The sequence below is a fragment of the Methylotenera sp. genome (assembly GCF_036401095.1).
Classification (GTDB): domain Bacteria; phylum Pseudomonadota; class Gammaproteobacteria; order Burkholderiales; family Methylophilaceae; genus Methylotenera.
This window is the reverse complement of record NZ_DASWWA010000021.1, coordinates 143728-158582: the sequence shown is the minus strand read 5'-3', so window position 1 is coordinate 158582 and position 14855 is coordinate 143728. Positions and strand designations below refer to the sequence as shown.

Sequence of the window (14855 nt, the reverse complement as noted above, 5' to 3'; positions counted from 1 at the left end):
CTTTCTTTTAACAAGCCTAGTTAATAATTAACAAGTAGCACATGGTCCGTAGCAACGCTGGCATCATCCACCCGACGTTTACTCAATATAGGCTCAACCGCGGCATAATTAGTTTTATGCACCACATAAGTTTGAAAACGCTGCTCAAGACAATAGTCACTAAATGCAGTATCCACTAACTCATCTTGCACCAAGGTTTGTAGCAACACCGATGTTGAGTTTGCGTAATCACTCAGGGGTTTGGATTTCACCAGCAGCAATCGTTCAGCACCAATTTTATGGGCTAACCATGCACTTAAACTATCAGAAGTCACCTGCCAGTTTTTAGCAATCGCATCATCAGCCAAGACCATTTTACTCGGCAACCATACAATCGCCCGATGTTGCCAGCCACGCTCTGCAAGCTCCAACTCGCTACTCGCCGTGACTAAACCGGGGTTAATACCAGTGAGCAGCAAGCCAAACTGATCCATGGCCAGCAGCGCCAAATGATGAGCCATGGCATCGCTCACTCCGGACCGCTGCTGCGCTACGCGCACAGCATCGGCAAACACGCTGCCACCTGGGACAATAATGACTTTGCCATCGCTGATTTTAACCAGCATCTCCAGCCAGCGCGGCAGTTCTGGTGAGCCCAGTAAACTACCCCCTAATTTTACTACCCACATAGGCAACCCCTTGATTTAAAACTAGGGCTTCAAGTTAATCAGCCTTACGGCTGAAACACTCCACTACTTTTAGCATACTGGAGGCTTTATCCCAAGTTTCCACATACTCTTTTTCAACATCTGAATCCGCAACAATACCACCACCGGCGTAAAAGCTAATTTCACCTTCGCCATCTTGTTTTTCCACATATACTGCCGTCCGTATCGCAATATTGGTGTCCATATTGCCATCAAAGCCAATATAACCAATCGCACCACAATACACGCCACGCTGATGCGGTTCCAACTCTTCAATAATTTGCATGGAACGTAGTTTGGGCGCACCGGTAATTGAACCACCAGGAAAACAACCACGCAATAAGTCAATTGCAGTTTTACCTTGCAACAGCTCACCCGTGACTATACTTACCAAGTGATGTACATTGGCAAAACTTTGCAGTTGAAATAGCTTATCGGCCTTAACCGAACCCGTCTTACAGTTCTTGCTAATATCATTGCGTAGCAAGTCTACAATCATCAGATTTTCTGCACGGTCTTTCAGGCTCTCGAGTAGCTCTTTTGCATACAGTGCATCCTGCACTGTATCAGCAGCGCGCGGCCTAGTACCTTTAATCGGCCTGGTCTCCACATACCCATCTACCACCTGTAAAAATCGTTCTGGTGAGCCGGAAACCACCTGCATATGCCCAAAATTCATATAAGCCATAAATGGCGCAGGGCTTATTTCTCTTAATTTACGGTAAAAAGTCCAAGCATCACCATGCGCTGCTGCCGAAAATCGCTGCGCCAGGTTTACCTGATAACAGTCACCTTCATGAATATAGGTTTTGATCGCATTAAAAGCTGCGGTATAAGCCACTTTATCCATATTGGAACTTACTGTAGACGTGATTTCAAAGCTAGCCGATTGCATCGCCTCCGCCTCACTCACGCCGTCAAATAATGCACATAACGACTGCCAATCATCATGGGTTTGCGCATCAAAGCCATTGGAAACCAAGTGCGCTGTTTTAGCACGGTGGTCCACGATCACTGCCCAGTCATAAATACCGATTTGCATCTGTGCAATTAAGCCATCATCTGCTGCGGTATTTTCTAGCTTTTCTAGCCGTCTGGCTAAATCATAGCCAAAATAACCAACCGCCCCGCCTGCAAACGGCCATGCGGATTGGTCAGCATGGTGCGGTGCTAAAACATCATTCACTAACTTGAATGGATCCTCAAGCGATATGTGCTTTTTATCCTTGCTCACCACTTCTGTATGCTCACCATTACTGGTGAACGTGATAAACGGCTTAGCCACTAAAATATCATAATGGCCATATTGACTACCGGTCTTACCCGTTACCGGGTCTGGCAACTGTCCACTATCTAAAAACATAGCCCAAGGCATGTGTGCAATGCGCGCAAAATACTGCGCACTATCTGCAAGATAATGCAATTGATGCGTTAACAAACTCATCTGGACAGCCCCAGTGAAGCGACTGCAAAAGCTGGGAAACAAACCTTCGCCATATTCTTGATCAAACCACTTTCTGCACTAATAAAATCACTGACTGAGCTATAGGGAACACCTAACTGCTGTGCAAGTGATGCGGTTAAGAACTCACCAGCACCTGCACCTATCAATTGTAAAGTAGCCTCAGTATTTTGTTGAGAGGATAACTTCGTTAATACCGCCTGCCGCACTAGGTTAAGTTGCGCATGTTTAAAGGCATTAGCTAGTTCTATCCAAGCGCTCAAGGGGGCATCATGCGCATCCCATCCCACCATTCTGGCAATACGCCGCGCGCTGGATGCTACACTTTTATCCGCGCCGTCGGCTGTATCTGCCATATTATCTTCTGGTGCTAATTCACCAGTTAAGGTGTAAACATCGGCGGTTGTCGCAAAATGCTCGGCAGCTACATTCACCACTTGCCCCGCAAACGGGATTTTTTGCGCCAAAGCCATTAATGGCGTACGCACCACTCCAGTATAAACCAACTCATCAAACTGCATACGCGCTGCATCTGTAAACCCCAACACATGAGGCTTACTATCATTTAACAGGGCAATATCTGTAGTGGTGCTACCAATATCAATGAATATTGCTTCGTGTGACTTTTGTGCTAAATATTGCATGCTGGCTAGCCAGTTCATCGAGGCAATATCACTCGTCACCGATGCAACACTATCAAGCGCTACAAAGCCTTTGTTCCCTGCAAAAAACTTAAGCTGCACTTCACTATTAATTGCGCTGAGTTTGCGCTGCATAGTCTGCGCAATCGCCAACACGCCGCTGTGTCTATCTGTAAATATATCGGCTAATTCACCAGTCATGGTCACTGAGTGTGATTCAGCCTGCATTTCAAGCAAAATAGCATCTATGGCTGAATCCAGCTCATTGAGCCCACGCCACAAAGGGCAATAGACCTGCTTGGCATTCAATACATGGCCTTGCTCGTTGGTTAACACCGCTTTCAGGTTCGCCCCCCCCACATCCCAACCTATGATACGTTGCTGACTCATAGCGGAATGACTACCTGCTTTCTGGCTAGATTTGGCATAGAAAATTTGTCGTTCAATACACAGTCCATGATTAATTTAGCAGGATTATAATCTATCGCCTGCTCCAGCCCTACATAGCTGGTGGTCAGGCGCGGGTTAATCTCGATCACATAAATCTTATCGCCATGCGCAGTATCTACAATTACATCCACACCCACATAACCCAGCGCATCCGGCAGCATCTTGGCAATCTTTCTGGCAATGGTTTCAAAACGCTGCCAGTAGGCAGACATACCGTTAATGGTGATGCCTGACAAACTAAAATGATTACTCTCTCGCGTGATGTGCTGCTCATTGCAGCTTAACAGCCAGGCCTTGCCATTGCGGCACAGCATACAAAAACTGGCCGCGACACCAGCCTGATAAGGCTGTGCTAAATAGGTCAAATAACGCTCGTCCTGCTTAATCCAATGCGTTAAGTCATCTATTGAATCAAATAACTCAATGCCTTCACATCCTGCACCATCTTCTGGTTTGGCGACCCAAACACTGATATTTTCTGTATTTAGCTGCTCGTGCTTGCCTGCCACCAGGTCTTCCCCGGCATACACAGGTAAAGTATGTATTTTCGCTTCCTGCAGCGCTTCAAAGCACAAAGTCTTACTGGTGCCAATTAAGGTAGAATCAAAGCCACAGCCCAAGAATAACGCACCCTTGTCATGACTGGCATAACATAACTCACTCAACTCCAGGAGAACGCCATTTGTTTCCGGTGCAATCAACCACACTAACTCCACACTAGCTAATGCTTCGGTAAACACATGATTAAACTGACCCGGCGCAACGGCTAGGCTATGAGCCGCTAATACTGGTGGCTGCAACCGGTCATCATGCAAGGTCACGATTTCGAATTGATTCATCTCGGCCAGATTGCGCAACAAGGCATCGCGCATCAGCGAACCTTCATTCACCAAAGACTCTGGCAACGCCTCATCACTTAAGCCCCCACCAGTAATATACTCACAAACTAATATTTTTTTTAATGCTTCGATGATGACTATTCCTTTTTACCTACGTGAATTTTTAACTGCATGATGAGTTCTGCTTTGTTTTAATTAAAAGCCGCAAAAATTAAGGGCACGCAAACCACACAGAAGCTGGGATAATATGCCGTAAATACAAAGCCTATAGCCATTTAAGATGTAGGCTAAGACAGTAACTACAAAACACCCAACACCGTTATCAGCTACAGCCAACACATTAAGTTTCTTGAGAGATAAATGCAAATAATTCCAGTGATTGATCTACTAAATGGCGTTGTCGTTCACGCAAAAAAAGGTGAGCGTCAACGCTATCAGGCAATCGTTTCTGCACTTACCCCCACTAGCCAGCCTTTAGATATTGTAGCCGCTTTAATGACACTATCTCCTTTTCAGCAGCTATACATTGCAGACCTCAATGCAATACAAAAACTTCCTAATACGCACAACGACTCGCAGCAAAACAACTTAAGCGTGATTACAACTATCGCTCAGCATTATCCTAACCTCACACTTTGGGTAGATGCAGGTATCAGCAATCAGGCAGAACTTGATTTATGGGCATCTCTACCGATAAAGTTGATATTGGGCAGTGAAAACTTTTCCAGCATAGAACAATACTTAGCTATCTCTCAGGCGATTGGCACACAAAGCATACTCTCATTAGATTTTATGCCTACCCGCTATCAGGGGCCTCAAGAGCTATTAGCAAGTAATACTTACTGGCCGCAAGAGGTGATTGTCATGTCGCTTGCACATGTGGGCGCGAATCAAGGTGTCAATCAAGCACTGCTAGCACAACTTAAAGCACAGGCTGGCGGCGATTTTAACTTATATGCCGCCGGTGGCGTTAGGGATATCGCAGATTTAAATGCACTCAGCGCTTCAGGCATCCATGGTGCACTCATCGCTACCGCCCTGCATAGCAAGCAACTCACACAGCAGCAACTAGCTTCACTGCAACAATAAAAAAGCCCGATTACTCGGGCTTTTTTACGACTAAATCCACTACAGCTTACAGCTATAGCAGCTTGCGACCTTGCAACTACTCAAGGTTTGCGTGGATAGCGCGCATGCCTTCTTCAGTTAAGCCTTTTGCAAAGATCAAATCAGCAATAGTAGCTTCTAAGAAAAGTAATGTTGAAAGCTCAAATTGTGAGCCCATTGGCATACCGTTAGTTAACGGGAAGCTGCTGTCATTACCAATTTGAATTGTTAAGTCAGCTGCGTCAGCCATTGGTGAAGATTTCTTCATAGAAATAACTACTAATTTAGCACCAACAGATTTTGCTTTTTTCACGAATGGCAATAGTGTTTCTGTACCGCCTGAACCTGAAACCAAGATTAGCAAATCACCTGCTTTGATTGCTGGTGTAACTACTTCACCGATCATGCTTACATTGTAACCAGCGTGTACTAAACGCATTGCAAAGAAACGTGATACAAGTAAAGAACGGCCAGCGCCACCGATAAATGTGCGGCCTGCGCCTTCAACCAGCTTCAATAGCTCAGCTGATTTAGAATTGTCTGTTTCAGCTAGGATGCTTGTTAATTTGTCTAAAATTAATTTTTGACTACTACTCATGATATTTCCTTATCGAATCAATGATTTTAGAGAATACTTAAAATGCCAAAAAAAATCCCGACCCATTACTGAGTCAGGATTCTTTAATCGTTCATTTCAATAAAAACTTATTGAAAAGAGCTTAAATTAAGCGTGAACGATAGCTGTGATTTCAGCAGCAGCAGCAGCTGGGTCAGCAGCGCCGTAGATTGCAGCACCAGCAACGATGATTGTTGCGCCAGCGTCTTTAACTTGTTTAGCTGTAGCAGCTTTAACGCCACCAGCAACTGAGATTTCAACGCCTAGGTTCAAACCAGCAACCAATGCTAAGTCAGCAAATGGAGTTTGACCAGCAGCTTGTTGGTCTAAACCAGTGTGCACGCCGATGATGTGTGCGCCAGCAGCAGCAGCAGCTTTAGTAACAGCAGCTTTGTCAGCAACGTTGATCAAGTCGATTTGTGCTTTTTTGCCGTATTTGTTAGCAGCATCGATTACACCTTTGATTGTACCCATATCAGAAATACCTAATACAGTAACGATGTCAGCACCAGCTTTGTAGAATGGCTCAGCTTCGTAGAAACCAGCGTCAGCTGTTTTCAAGTCAACTAAGATTTTGTTGTTTGGGAATTTAGCACGTAATGTTTCAAGCAATTTGATACCGTTGTGCTTGATGCATGGTGTACCGATTTCAAGAATGTCCACGTGTGGAGCAACTGTTGTTGCTAATGCAACTGTTGCGTCGAAATCTAATGAATCTAATGCCATTTGTGTTAATGCCATGGTGTTTCTCCGTTTAATAATTTTAAGAATTACATTTTATTGCTATTTTGCAAAACTCGCCTCACCTCACACTTAATTAAAATTCGCAATTTACTACGAAATACTCAACTAAGCCTGACTGCGCTTCGACTTTCACTAGTTCGAATTTAAGTGCCTAAATTCGGCCTCATAAAAAACTGGACACTTATGTTAAATGCCCAGCTACTTTATGTCAATTCTAAAGCGACATGATTACGCTTTAATTACAAAAATAATACCAAGGTATTAAAGTTTTTCGCTTAATGCTGCTTCAAGTTTGTTTTGGTCAGCAACGAAACCACGGATACCTTCTGCAAGCTTTTCAGTTGCCATAGGATCTTGGTTCAATTCAAAACGGAACTCAGCTTCTGTCATTTTTGCTGGAGCGGCTTTAGTTGCGCCAGTATCTTTCAACACTTGCGTCAATGTACCTTCTGTAGCAGCCAAATCTTGCAACAAGTTTGGTGAAACAGTTAAGCGGTCGCAGCCAGCTAAAGCAATTAGCTCGCCAGTGTTACGGAATGAAGCGCCCATAACTACTGTTTTGTAGCCATGCTCTTTGTAATATTGGTAGATAGCACGTACTGAAACCACACCTGGGTCTGTTTCTTGTGTGTACTCTGTTGTTGGGTTTTTAGCTTTGTACCAGTCTAAGATACGACCAACGAATGGAGAGATCAAGAATACACCAGCTTCAGCACAAGCACGTGCTTGGCCGAAACCGAACAACAATGTTAGGTTACATTGGATGCCTTCTTTTTCAAGAATCTCACCAGCTTTGATGCCTTCCCATGTTGAAGCAAGTTTAATCAATACGCGGTCTTTGCTGATGCCAGACTCTTCGTAAAGTTTAATCAATTTACGGCCTTTAGCTACCATCGCATCCAAGTTGAATGACAAACGTGCATCCACCTCAGTAGAGATGCGACCTGGTACTTCTTTAGTGATTTCTGCACCAATCAACACAGCCAATTTGTCGGCAGCATTGTCAATTTGCTCAGCCTTAGTACCGCCTTGTGCTTTCGCATAAGCAACAGCAGTCTCGATTAAAGGTGCGTATTGTGGCAATTGGCTTGCTTTTAGCACTAATGATGGGTTTGTTGTTGCGTCAACAGGCTTAACAGCCTTAATCGCCTCAACATCACCAGTATCTGCCACGATAGTGGTCATAGATTTTAATTGCTCTAACAAATTAGCCATTACTGCCTCCTAAAAAATTATCTGAATACAACTCATATACAAAATCAAGAGCAAGATTATATCTTAAAAGTAATGATGTTAAAAACTATATGGTGTCATTAAATGGCGATACATGATGCTTTCTACGTTCATGTTCAACAGGCCGATTATTTTTACGACGCTCCAACGGTAGCGAAACAATGAAAGTTGCTCCACGCCCATCTTCACTATGAACAGTGACGCTGCCACGATGTTTCTTGACGGTCACACTCACAAAATATAAACCTAAACCACTGCCCTCTTGCGCCTGATGCTCGCCTTCGGCACGGCTGAAGCGTTTAAATACTTTGGCGATTTTTTTTGACGGTATTCCTGGTCCCTGATCAATCACTTTCAGCTCTATAGATTGCTCATTGCTTTTTAAGATTACGCTGATGACGCCACTTTCTGGCGAGTATTTAACTGCATTCAACAAAAGATTAGAAACCGCCCTCAGCAGCAAACCAAAATCCCCTCTTACCCATACACACTCATCAGGGAAATCTTTATGCAGCTTAAGTTTCTTTGCCATCGATATTTCATACACATCATCAATTGCCTGCTGCGTTAGGCTAATCATATCCAGTTCATGAAACCTGTTCACATTTGCCATCTCCGCCCGTGATGCCTGTAAAAAGCCTTCAGCCATACTATGCGCACGGATTAGCATTTTGCTCATCCGCTGGGAATACTTATTGGCTTCAAACTTATCCAGCAACATCATCGCTGCTCCAAGCGGTGCTCGAATATCATGTGAAATAAACGCCAACGTATCATTTCTACTTTTGTGTAAATTGCGCAAGTGCTGTGCAGTTAGATTCACTTTTAGAATTCTTGATTGCAACGGATCTACAGTAGTCTCCTCCAAACTATCTTCCGTTACCATACCCAAAGCTGCCAGCTCATCACGCAAGCGCTGCAACTCTTTATCTAATGATAGCTGCGCAGAGTTAAGCTTGCGCCAACTCCAGACCGGATACGCCAACAATATCGCAGCCAAAGCACCAGAAGTAGGAATCCACACACTCCACCAGTGCATAATAGAAAGTGAAGCTAAGATAATCGTAGAGAAATATATGGCAATCAGCGCCACAGATTTTAAAGTGGGCAGTTTAGGCAGCCATAACAAAGGCAGCATTGCCAATAATGCACATAACAAGCTGACAGACCAGCTTGGTGCATCCACCACCAACGTAGAGCCTTGCATAGCTGCAATTGCGTTTGCATGAAACTCTATACTTGGCATCGGCTGCGAATAGCTTGAAGTGGGCGTGGACAACACATCACCCACACCTAACGCTGTCACGCCAATCAATACAATTTTATCTTTAAAAAAACCGGATGAATATTTATTGGCCAGCACATCTAGATAGGATATCTGATTAAAGTGTCCTGGTGGTCCGAAGAAATCAACCTTACGTGGCGCATAAGAAATCAAACGCTGCGCAACATCTCCACCATAACCTAGCGCACTCAACTTCGACGGATGAATAACAGGAGGTGTAGTGCTGATATAAGCAGGGAGAAGGTGAGCCACTTGCAATACTGATTGTGAAAAATGCGGCAAGCCTACTGTAGATAAGTCCGCTGCGGATACTCCCTCCCATAGGTATAGGCTGCGTGCAACGCCATCGGCATCCAATGAAACATTGAGGCGCCCCAAGCCTGCCACAGCTGTAGCCAAGGGCAGAATAGGTAAGCTTTGCTTAATCGCACCGCCTACATAAGGCGCCTCAAGTAAAACAGGCAAAACAACATTGCCGGCACGCTTGATGGCTTGCGCAAAGGCGTAATCTACTTCTTTAGCATCGCGCTCTGGCTCAGAAAAAACAACCCCCAAGCCTATCGCTTTAGGTTTCTGATTGATTAAATGATTGATGAGTTCAGTATGGAACTGTTTAGACCAAGGCCAACTGCCAATTGCATTGATACTCGCATCATCAACGGCAACGATGACGATATTGCTTGGTGCACTTTTGAAACTTAGTCGCTGCCCTAAGTCGTAGTAAAAATAATCAAACCGAACTAAAACTTCACTTACAGTAAATATACAAGCGATTAGCGCAAGTGCAATGGCGGTAAACAACCTGTCATTTATTTGCATAAATCAATTACAGGCTTAGATGAGTGAGATAAATGAATTACTGTAACGCTAGGCTGCAACACGCCATCAGCAAAGGCAATACTTGCCAAAGCCAATAGTAAAGCTACCGCACAGTAGGAAGTTTTTTTTATTTTTATGGTTATCATGCAAGTTAATTTTTCAAACTGTAACTGGTGCACAAAATACCACGAACCAACCTATTTTTTTCAATATCAAGCAATGCGGATTGTTAAGTTTTGTAAATTGCTTGCAACAAATGGTAGTTACTACCTAGCGATTGCGCTCTAAACGATAGCCCTGCTGGTAGACTGAAGTTAATCTCCAACCATACTCCGAGGTTAGCTTTAGCTTTGTACGTAAATGGCTAATATGCACATCCACCTTGCGCGTCTCAACCTCTGAACTAGCACCCCACACCACATTCATCAAATGTACTCTTGATAATAAAGCGCCTTCATTTTTCAAGAAGTACAGTGCCAAATCAAACTCTTTATCGGTCAACCTAACCTCTTCTCCGGCAAGATTTGCGACTCTCAGCTTGGTGTCAAACGTTAAGGTACCAAACTCGTAATTCGTCTGGTCAATCGGTTGGTTCGATGTGCGTCTTAGCAATGCATGAATGCGCGCCATTAATAAAGGACGGCTAGCAGGCTTGACCACATAGTCGTCAGCGCCCGCTTCAATCACACGAACAATATCCTGCTCTTCAGACCTGCCAGTAAAGAAAATGATTGGAGGCAGCTTTTTAGCTCTAAGCTTAATACTCACCATGACATCAGGCCCCTCCATGTCCGGCAAAGCCCAATCAAACACACATAAATCATATTGCTCATGTGAAAACTGACGTAAAAAATCTAACCCAGTTTTAAAATGATCCACCTCAAAGTTATCTTGTTGTAGCCAATCAATCAGTACTTCGGCAAAGGCCAGATCATCTTCCAACAATGCAATTTTCATTTATATTTTTATTCCGAATTGTTGATATTTACTGCTTAAACAAACTTAACGACTTGAGGTATTTGACTAGCGCCTGACAGTAAGTAGCTAAGCTAAAGTGAGGTAATTATGATGAGGTGCTATTTATGTTGCAAGCGCCAAGTCGCTCGCTAGCAAAGTAGCCACGGTTAGGTCTGCACTGGTGCCAGGGTTGATTTTCCTTGCTTTAAGTGAGGCATCCCAAACTAACAATTGCTTCTGCATCAGCTTGGGATTATGTGTAGCCCAATAGTTAGACTCCATTTCCTTAGCTTCCTGCATCAGGAGATTGGCAACTTGTTCCCCATGCTTGCGCAACACATGTGTATCGGCATATCTGGTCAAGAAACCTAAATATAAGGCAGTGGTTGCCCAGGCCGAATTTTCCCACTTCAGCAAAGCATCGGCATATAAATTAACGCCAAAATCTACTATATCGTGAAACTGATTTGCATACTGCCAGGAGATTCGGTCTTTATCTTGCGCTGAACGCATCATCTCCAGCAGGCTAACTTGAGGAGCCTCGTGTACGTCATGCTGATTAGATGCACCCAAACCGCCTGGATTAGCCAGCACGATTGCCTTTGCAACCCAAACGGCATCATCGACACTCAATTGATTTAATGTTTGCTGTAGCTGACCCCATAGTGATTGGTTAGCTTGCAGAGCTGAAGCCGCATTCAGTAGTGGGGCACATAGCAACAGCATGCCTAAATTAGTGTTTTGTCCAACCGCCTTTTGGGTTGCTTCTACCGCATAAAAAACACGCTCACCTACAGAAAGCCCGGTTCTAGCAATAGGCTCTGCCGTGACATCAGCACTTTGAATAAAGTCCTGAATCGTCATGCCGTGACCATCTGAAAATGCGTGCACGTTACCAGGCTTTAATGCTTGCAGCTCGCCCATACATGCGTTTTTATAGGCTTGTGCTAATTGCACAGGTGTCAGTTGATGAGTCATCACTATCTACCCTCGCCCAACTTTTGCAGAAAGTCATCCACTAACACTTCTGCAATATTAAAATTTGTCACACTTTGCAGACCGCGCCACGCAGGAATACTGTTAACTTCCAGCACATAATATTCACCAGTGGCTGCCTGAATCACATCAACACCACAATAGTCTATATCAACCGCTTTGGCGGCTTTTAAGGCAATCTCTACCATTGCATCATCTGCCTCAACTGCTTCACAACGCCCACCAGCCGCAACGTTATTGACAAACCCGCTGCCTAATCTACGCATAGTAGAAATCACTTTGCCAGCCACAACAAACACACGGTAATCATGCGGTGCATCAGCTGTTTCGATGAACTCCTGAAAGTAATAGACTCCATCCACGTATTGCTGCATAGGAACAGGCAAAGTCTCTTCTGCTTCTAATTTACGTACGCCCTGACCTTGCGAGCCAAACAGCGGCTTTAGTACTAACTGCTGATTATTTTCCGCTGCACGCTGACGCACCATTTCAGCGTGATGCCTAGACTCACATACCCATGTAGCTGGCGTCATCACCTGATGGTCCCGCAGCAGGAAGCTGGTCATGGCTTTATCTACGGTACGCTCAATGGCACGCGCCTGATTGTAAATACGCACGCCTTGCATGGTTAAGAGATGCAGCACATTTAGGCGTGTAATCACCTGCTGCAAGCTACCACCTGCCACACCGCGCACAAAAGCCGCATGTGGGTTAGTATCAAAACCAGGAATATGAATCTGTGAACGAGACTGTGAAAGGTCAATCACACAGTCTTGCAGTGATACAAAGCTGGTTTCAACCCCACGCTTTGCAAAGGCAAGCTTTAGCTGGTTGCCCTGCCAACCAGCATCATCGGTAAAAATAGGTATATTCAAGTGTGCGTAAACTAATAATTAAAATGACTCAGGGCTTAATCCACACGCTAACACTTATCGAAATGAGATGTTAATCAAATCCGCATTCAACTGACCAGCTTCAAACACATTGCCAGTGTCAATGTTTGTCACAGCCACTTTAGCTGGGCTAAACAACATTGGGTCAATTTTGTAGAAATCCATCTCGTAGAATTTAAACACTTCAGCAAATGTTTTGCCGTAATCTTTAGATGCACTACTTGGTAAGTCTTGTGCCAGCTTCGCTGCTGCCGCATCATCACCCTTCACTTGCAAGCTAACAAAACCGCCAAACAAGATAGCATCATTGGTTCGCCCCATGCCTGTCATAAAGTCATTGGCCACAGGTGGCAATACTGCTAAACCTGTACCACTCACGATGTTCTCAAGCGGGAAATGCAAGGTATGCGCTTTATGTAAGGCAACCTCTAATACACGACCTACAATCTGCACTACACCTGCAACGCTAGTGGTTGGCGTCAAAATAATGGTTAATTGCTCTCCTGACATTTTCGTGTCACGCAAGATTTTTTCAATCACTTCAACCGGTGGCACTTTATCTGTTTCCAACACGATACATGTGCTGGTACCGCTATCTACGTAAGCTAACTCTTTAAATAAATCTTCACGCTGTGCCAATGCACGCGCTGGGCCTGAACCTAATGAAAAGAACTTCTCATGGCTAAGTGCCCAACCTGCATATTGGCTAGCTAAGCAAGCAAATACAGGTTGTGTTGAGCTCACTGCAATCGCGTCGTGCCAATCAGCAAAACGGTCATCCGCCTGTAAACTTACCTCACCTAAACCGCCCATGCAAATTTCGGCAATTAAGCGGCCAGCTTCAGCACAGCCAGGAAACTGGATACCTGCATCAACGATGGTACAGTCAGTAGCATGTTTAGATACGCCAACGTGTAAAGTTTCCGCCTGCTCTATTAGCCTTTTTACCAATGGCGCGCTAAGCTGGTTAACGCTAGGCTTTGTCGCCAATGTTTGTGTTGAAGAGGTATTTTGCATTTTTTTCCTTTGCACTACTCATCAGCCTCACTGAGGCAAGTTTTTTAATGAGTAGATTGTAATAAATTTTTAATCTGCTGCACTCTAGCCAGCACTTCTTTTTTTGCCGCATCCGCACTATCTGCGTAGGCAAGCACACTGCAAACTGGAGCACCAGCAACAATATTTAATGGCGTTTTTAGCTGAACAGGTGTATCGGTTACCCAGTCTGGCCAAATCATTTCTGTATTTAACATTACATCAACATCGGCATACACAATCGCATGCGCCTTAGATACCTCTTCATAAACATCTTGAAGCTGGCCAGCACCTACCAATTGCCTGCACAAACACGCTTGCACATGACGCTCAAATAAAACGCCATCATTATTGTACAAATCAACCGTTGCGCTAAGCCTCGGATTAACTTCCAACACATACACCTGCTCTGCACCTGCGCTTGTTTTATGCACAATTGCATCTAAACTATTTAGCCCTAGCAGGTCAAATTTAGCAGTTAAATGCTTAGCTGCATCTAACAACTGCTCCTGCACAATAACAGATAAAGCTGCATGACTTACCGCACCGCCATAACGAAACGGCATGTCTGCACTGGCACTAACCCACTGCTCATTAAAGCCGACTACATCAACCTCTGTGCCATTGGCTACAAATAATAGCGAAACTGGCAAGCCTTCAAGCTTGCGTTGAAAGTAATACCGTTCTAGCCAATGATGCGGTGCTGACGCTGCGGGCTTGATATGCACACCACCACAGCCCCCAGAAAACTTACGCACATACAAACTTGCATCGACATCAGCAGGTAACTGCTCAAAAGTCTCAGGATGTTTGATATTAAGTTTTTGCATGACTGCAAAAAACACACTTAAATCTTTGACGGCGGCCAAAGTGGCAGAGGAGTTGCCAATCACTGGAATTAACGCAGCCACCTTTTGCAGCAACTCTGGCTGTGCTTCAAACCCACTTCCGTAAACGAAACCTGCAAACTGACTTAACTGCGATGCAAGATTATCTGAGCTTTTATTTTCTAGCGTATGGAGCGTCTGCAATAGATGCTCAGCATCAAACCCAAAATCATCATATTTCACTATCAGCGCAGTGTCTGCCAAA

Annotated in this window: 14 protein-coding genes; 1 reads left to right on the top strand and 13 read right to left on the bottom strand. The window is 44.4% G+C overall.

Annotated elements, in window-relative coordinates; genetic code table 11:
• Window positions 1-20: 20 nt before the first annotated feature.
• The 4 genes from VGD82_RS10935 to VGD82_RS10920 are packed head-to-tail and all read right to left on the bottom strand — an operon-like array spanning window position 21 to window position 4144.
• Window positions 21-668, bottom strand: a complete 648-nt coding sequence (locus VGD82_RS10935) for a uridylate kinase (protein WP_331020419.1) — start codon at window positions 666-668, stop codon at window positions 21-23.
• A 34-nt stretch (window positions 669-702) separates the two neighbouring features.
• On the bottom strand, window positions 703-2130 hold the full coding sequence (gene pabB / locus VGD82_RS10930) for an aminodeoxychorismate synthase component I (RefSeq protein WP_331020418.1): 1428 nt from the start codon (window positions 2128-2130) through the stop codon (window positions 703-705).
• The gene (locus VGD82_RS10925) at window positions 2127-3179 is read right to left on the bottom strand and encodes a hydantoinase/oxoprolinase family protein (RefSeq protein ID WP_331020417.1); all 1053 of its coding nucleotides are present in this window, start codon (window positions 3177-3179) and stop codon (window positions 2127-2129) included. Before VGD82_RS10925 ends, pabB begins: the two co-directional genes overlap by 4 nt.
• Window positions 3176-4144 (bottom strand): ATP-grasp domain-containing protein, encoded by a 969-nt coding sequence (locus VGD82_RS10920; protein WP_331020416.1) that lies wholly within the window; start codon window positions 4142-4144, stop codon window positions 3176-3178. The genes VGD82_RS10925 and VGD82_RS10920 overlap by 4 nt, the downstream gene beginning before the upstream one ends.
• Before the next feature lie 294 nt (window positions 4145-4438).
• On the opposite strand from VGD82_RS10920, the gene VGD82_RS10915 reads away from it, so the two are divergent.
• On the top strand, window positions 4439-5167 hold the full coding sequence (locus VGD82_RS10915; RefSeq protein ID WP_331020415.1) for a HisA/HisF-related TIM barrel protein: 729 nt from the start codon (window positions 4439-4441) through the stop codon (window positions 5165-5167).
• Window positions 5168-5243: 76 nt separating this feature from the next.
• Here VGD82_RS10915 and hxlB read toward each other — a convergent pair whose 3' ends face one another.
• From hxlB to VGD82_RS10870, 9 genes are all read right to left on the bottom strand, one after another.
• Entirely contained in the window at window positions 5244-5783 is a 540-nt protein-coding gene (gene hxlB, locus VGD82_RS10910) for a 6-phospho-3-hexuloisomerase (protein ID WP_294841027.1), read from the bottom strand.
• 126 nt (window positions 5784-5909) lie between these two features.
• Window positions 5910-6542, bottom strand: a complete 633-nt coding sequence (gene hxlA / locus VGD82_RS10905) for a 3-hexulose-6-phosphate synthase (protein WP_331020414.1) — start codon at window positions 6540-6542, stop codon at window positions 5910-5912.
• Window positions 6543-6806: 264 nt separating this feature from the next.
• A complete protein-coding gene (gene tal / locus VGD82_RS10900) occupies window positions 6807-7760 on the bottom strand; it encodes a transaldolase (RefSeq protein ID WP_331020413.1) in 954 nt (317 codons plus the stop codon).
• A gap of 85 nt (window positions 7761-7845) precedes the next feature.
• On the bottom strand, window positions 7846-9882 hold the full coding sequence (locus VGD82_RS10895; RefSeq protein WP_331020412.1) for a CHASE2 domain-containing protein: 2037 nt from the start codon (window positions 9880-9882) through the stop codon (window positions 7846-7848).
• 270 nt (window positions 9883-10152) lie between these two features.
• Window positions 10153-10839, bottom strand: a complete 687-nt coding sequence (locus VGD82_RS10890) for a response regulator transcription factor (protein WP_331020411.1) — start codon at window positions 10837-10839, stop codon at window positions 10153-10155.
• Window positions 10840-10962: 123 nt separating this feature from the next.
• Window positions 10963-11817, bottom strand: coding sequence for a triphosphoribosyl-dephospho-CoA synthase (locus VGD82_RS10885; protein WP_331020410.1), 855 nt, complete (start codon window positions 11815-11817; stop codon window positions 10963-10965).
• A 2-nt stretch (window positions 11818-11819) separates the two neighbouring features.
• On the bottom strand, window positions 11820-12710 hold the full coding sequence (locus VGD82_RS10880; protein WP_331020409.1) for a RimK family alpha-L-glutamate ligase: 891 nt from the start codon (window positions 12708-12710) through the stop codon (window positions 11820-11822).
• A gap of 54 nt (window positions 12711-12764) precedes the next feature.
• Window positions 12765-13745 carry a methenyltetrahydromethanopterin cyclohydrolase gene (mch, locus tag VGD82_RS10875; protein WP_331020408.1) on the bottom strand — a complete coding sequence of 327 codons (981 nt, stop codon included), beginning with the start codon at window positions 13743-13745 and terminating at the stop codon, window positions 12765-12767.
• A 44-nt stretch (window positions 13746-13789) separates the two neighbouring features.
• Entirely contained in the window at window positions 13790-14854 is a 1065-nt protein-coding gene (locus VGD82_RS10870) for an ATP-grasp domain-containing protein (protein WP_331020407.1), read from the bottom strand.
• Between the last annotated feature and the right edge of the window lies 1 nt (window position 14855).

Excerpts from the sequence above, each read along its gene's own strand:
- VGD82_RS10935 (WP_331020419.1), bottom strand. The coding sequence starts at position 668 with ATGTGGGTAGTAAAATTAGGGGGTAGTTTACTGGGCTCACCAGAACTG.
- pabB (WP_331020418.1), bottom strand. The coding sequence starts at position 2,130 with ATGAGTTTGTTAACGCATCAATTGCATTATCTTGCAGATAGTGCGCAG.
- VGD82_RS10925 (WP_331020417.1), bottom strand. The coding sequence starts at position 3,179 with ATGAGTCAGCAACGTATCATAGGTTGGGATGTGGGGGGGGCGAACCTG.
- VGD82_RS10915 (WP_331020415.1), top strand. The coding sequence starts at position 4,439 with ATGCAAATAATTCCAGTGATTGATCTACTAAATGGCGTTGTCGTTCAC.
- hxlB (WP_294841027.1), bottom strand. The coding sequence starts at position 5,783 with ATGAGTAGTAGTCAAAAATTAATTTTAGACAAATTAACAAGCATCCTA.
- hxlA (WP_331020414.1), bottom strand. The coding sequence starts at position 6,542 with ATGGCATTAACACAAATGGCATTAGATTCATTAGATTTCGACGCAACA.
- tal (WP_331020413.1), bottom strand. The coding sequence starts at position 7,760 with ATGGCTAATTTGTTAGAGCAATTAAAATCTATGACCACTATCGTGGCA.
- VGD82_RS10895 (WP_331020412.1), bottom strand. The coding sequence starts at position 9,882 with ATGCAAATAAATGACAGGTTGTTTACCGCCATTGCACTTGCGCTAATC.
- VGD82_RS10890 (WP_331020411.1), bottom strand. The coding sequence starts at position 10,839 with ATGAAAATTGCATTGTTGGAAGATGATCTGGCCTTTGCCGAAGTACTG.
- VGD82_RS10885 (WP_331020410.1), bottom strand. The coding sequence starts at position 11,817 with ATGACTCATCAACTGACACCTGTGCAATTAGCACAAGCCTATAAAAAC.
- mch (WP_331020408.1), bottom strand. The coding sequence starts at position 13,745 with ATGCAAAATACCTCTTCAACACAAACATTGGCGACAAAGCCTAGCGTT.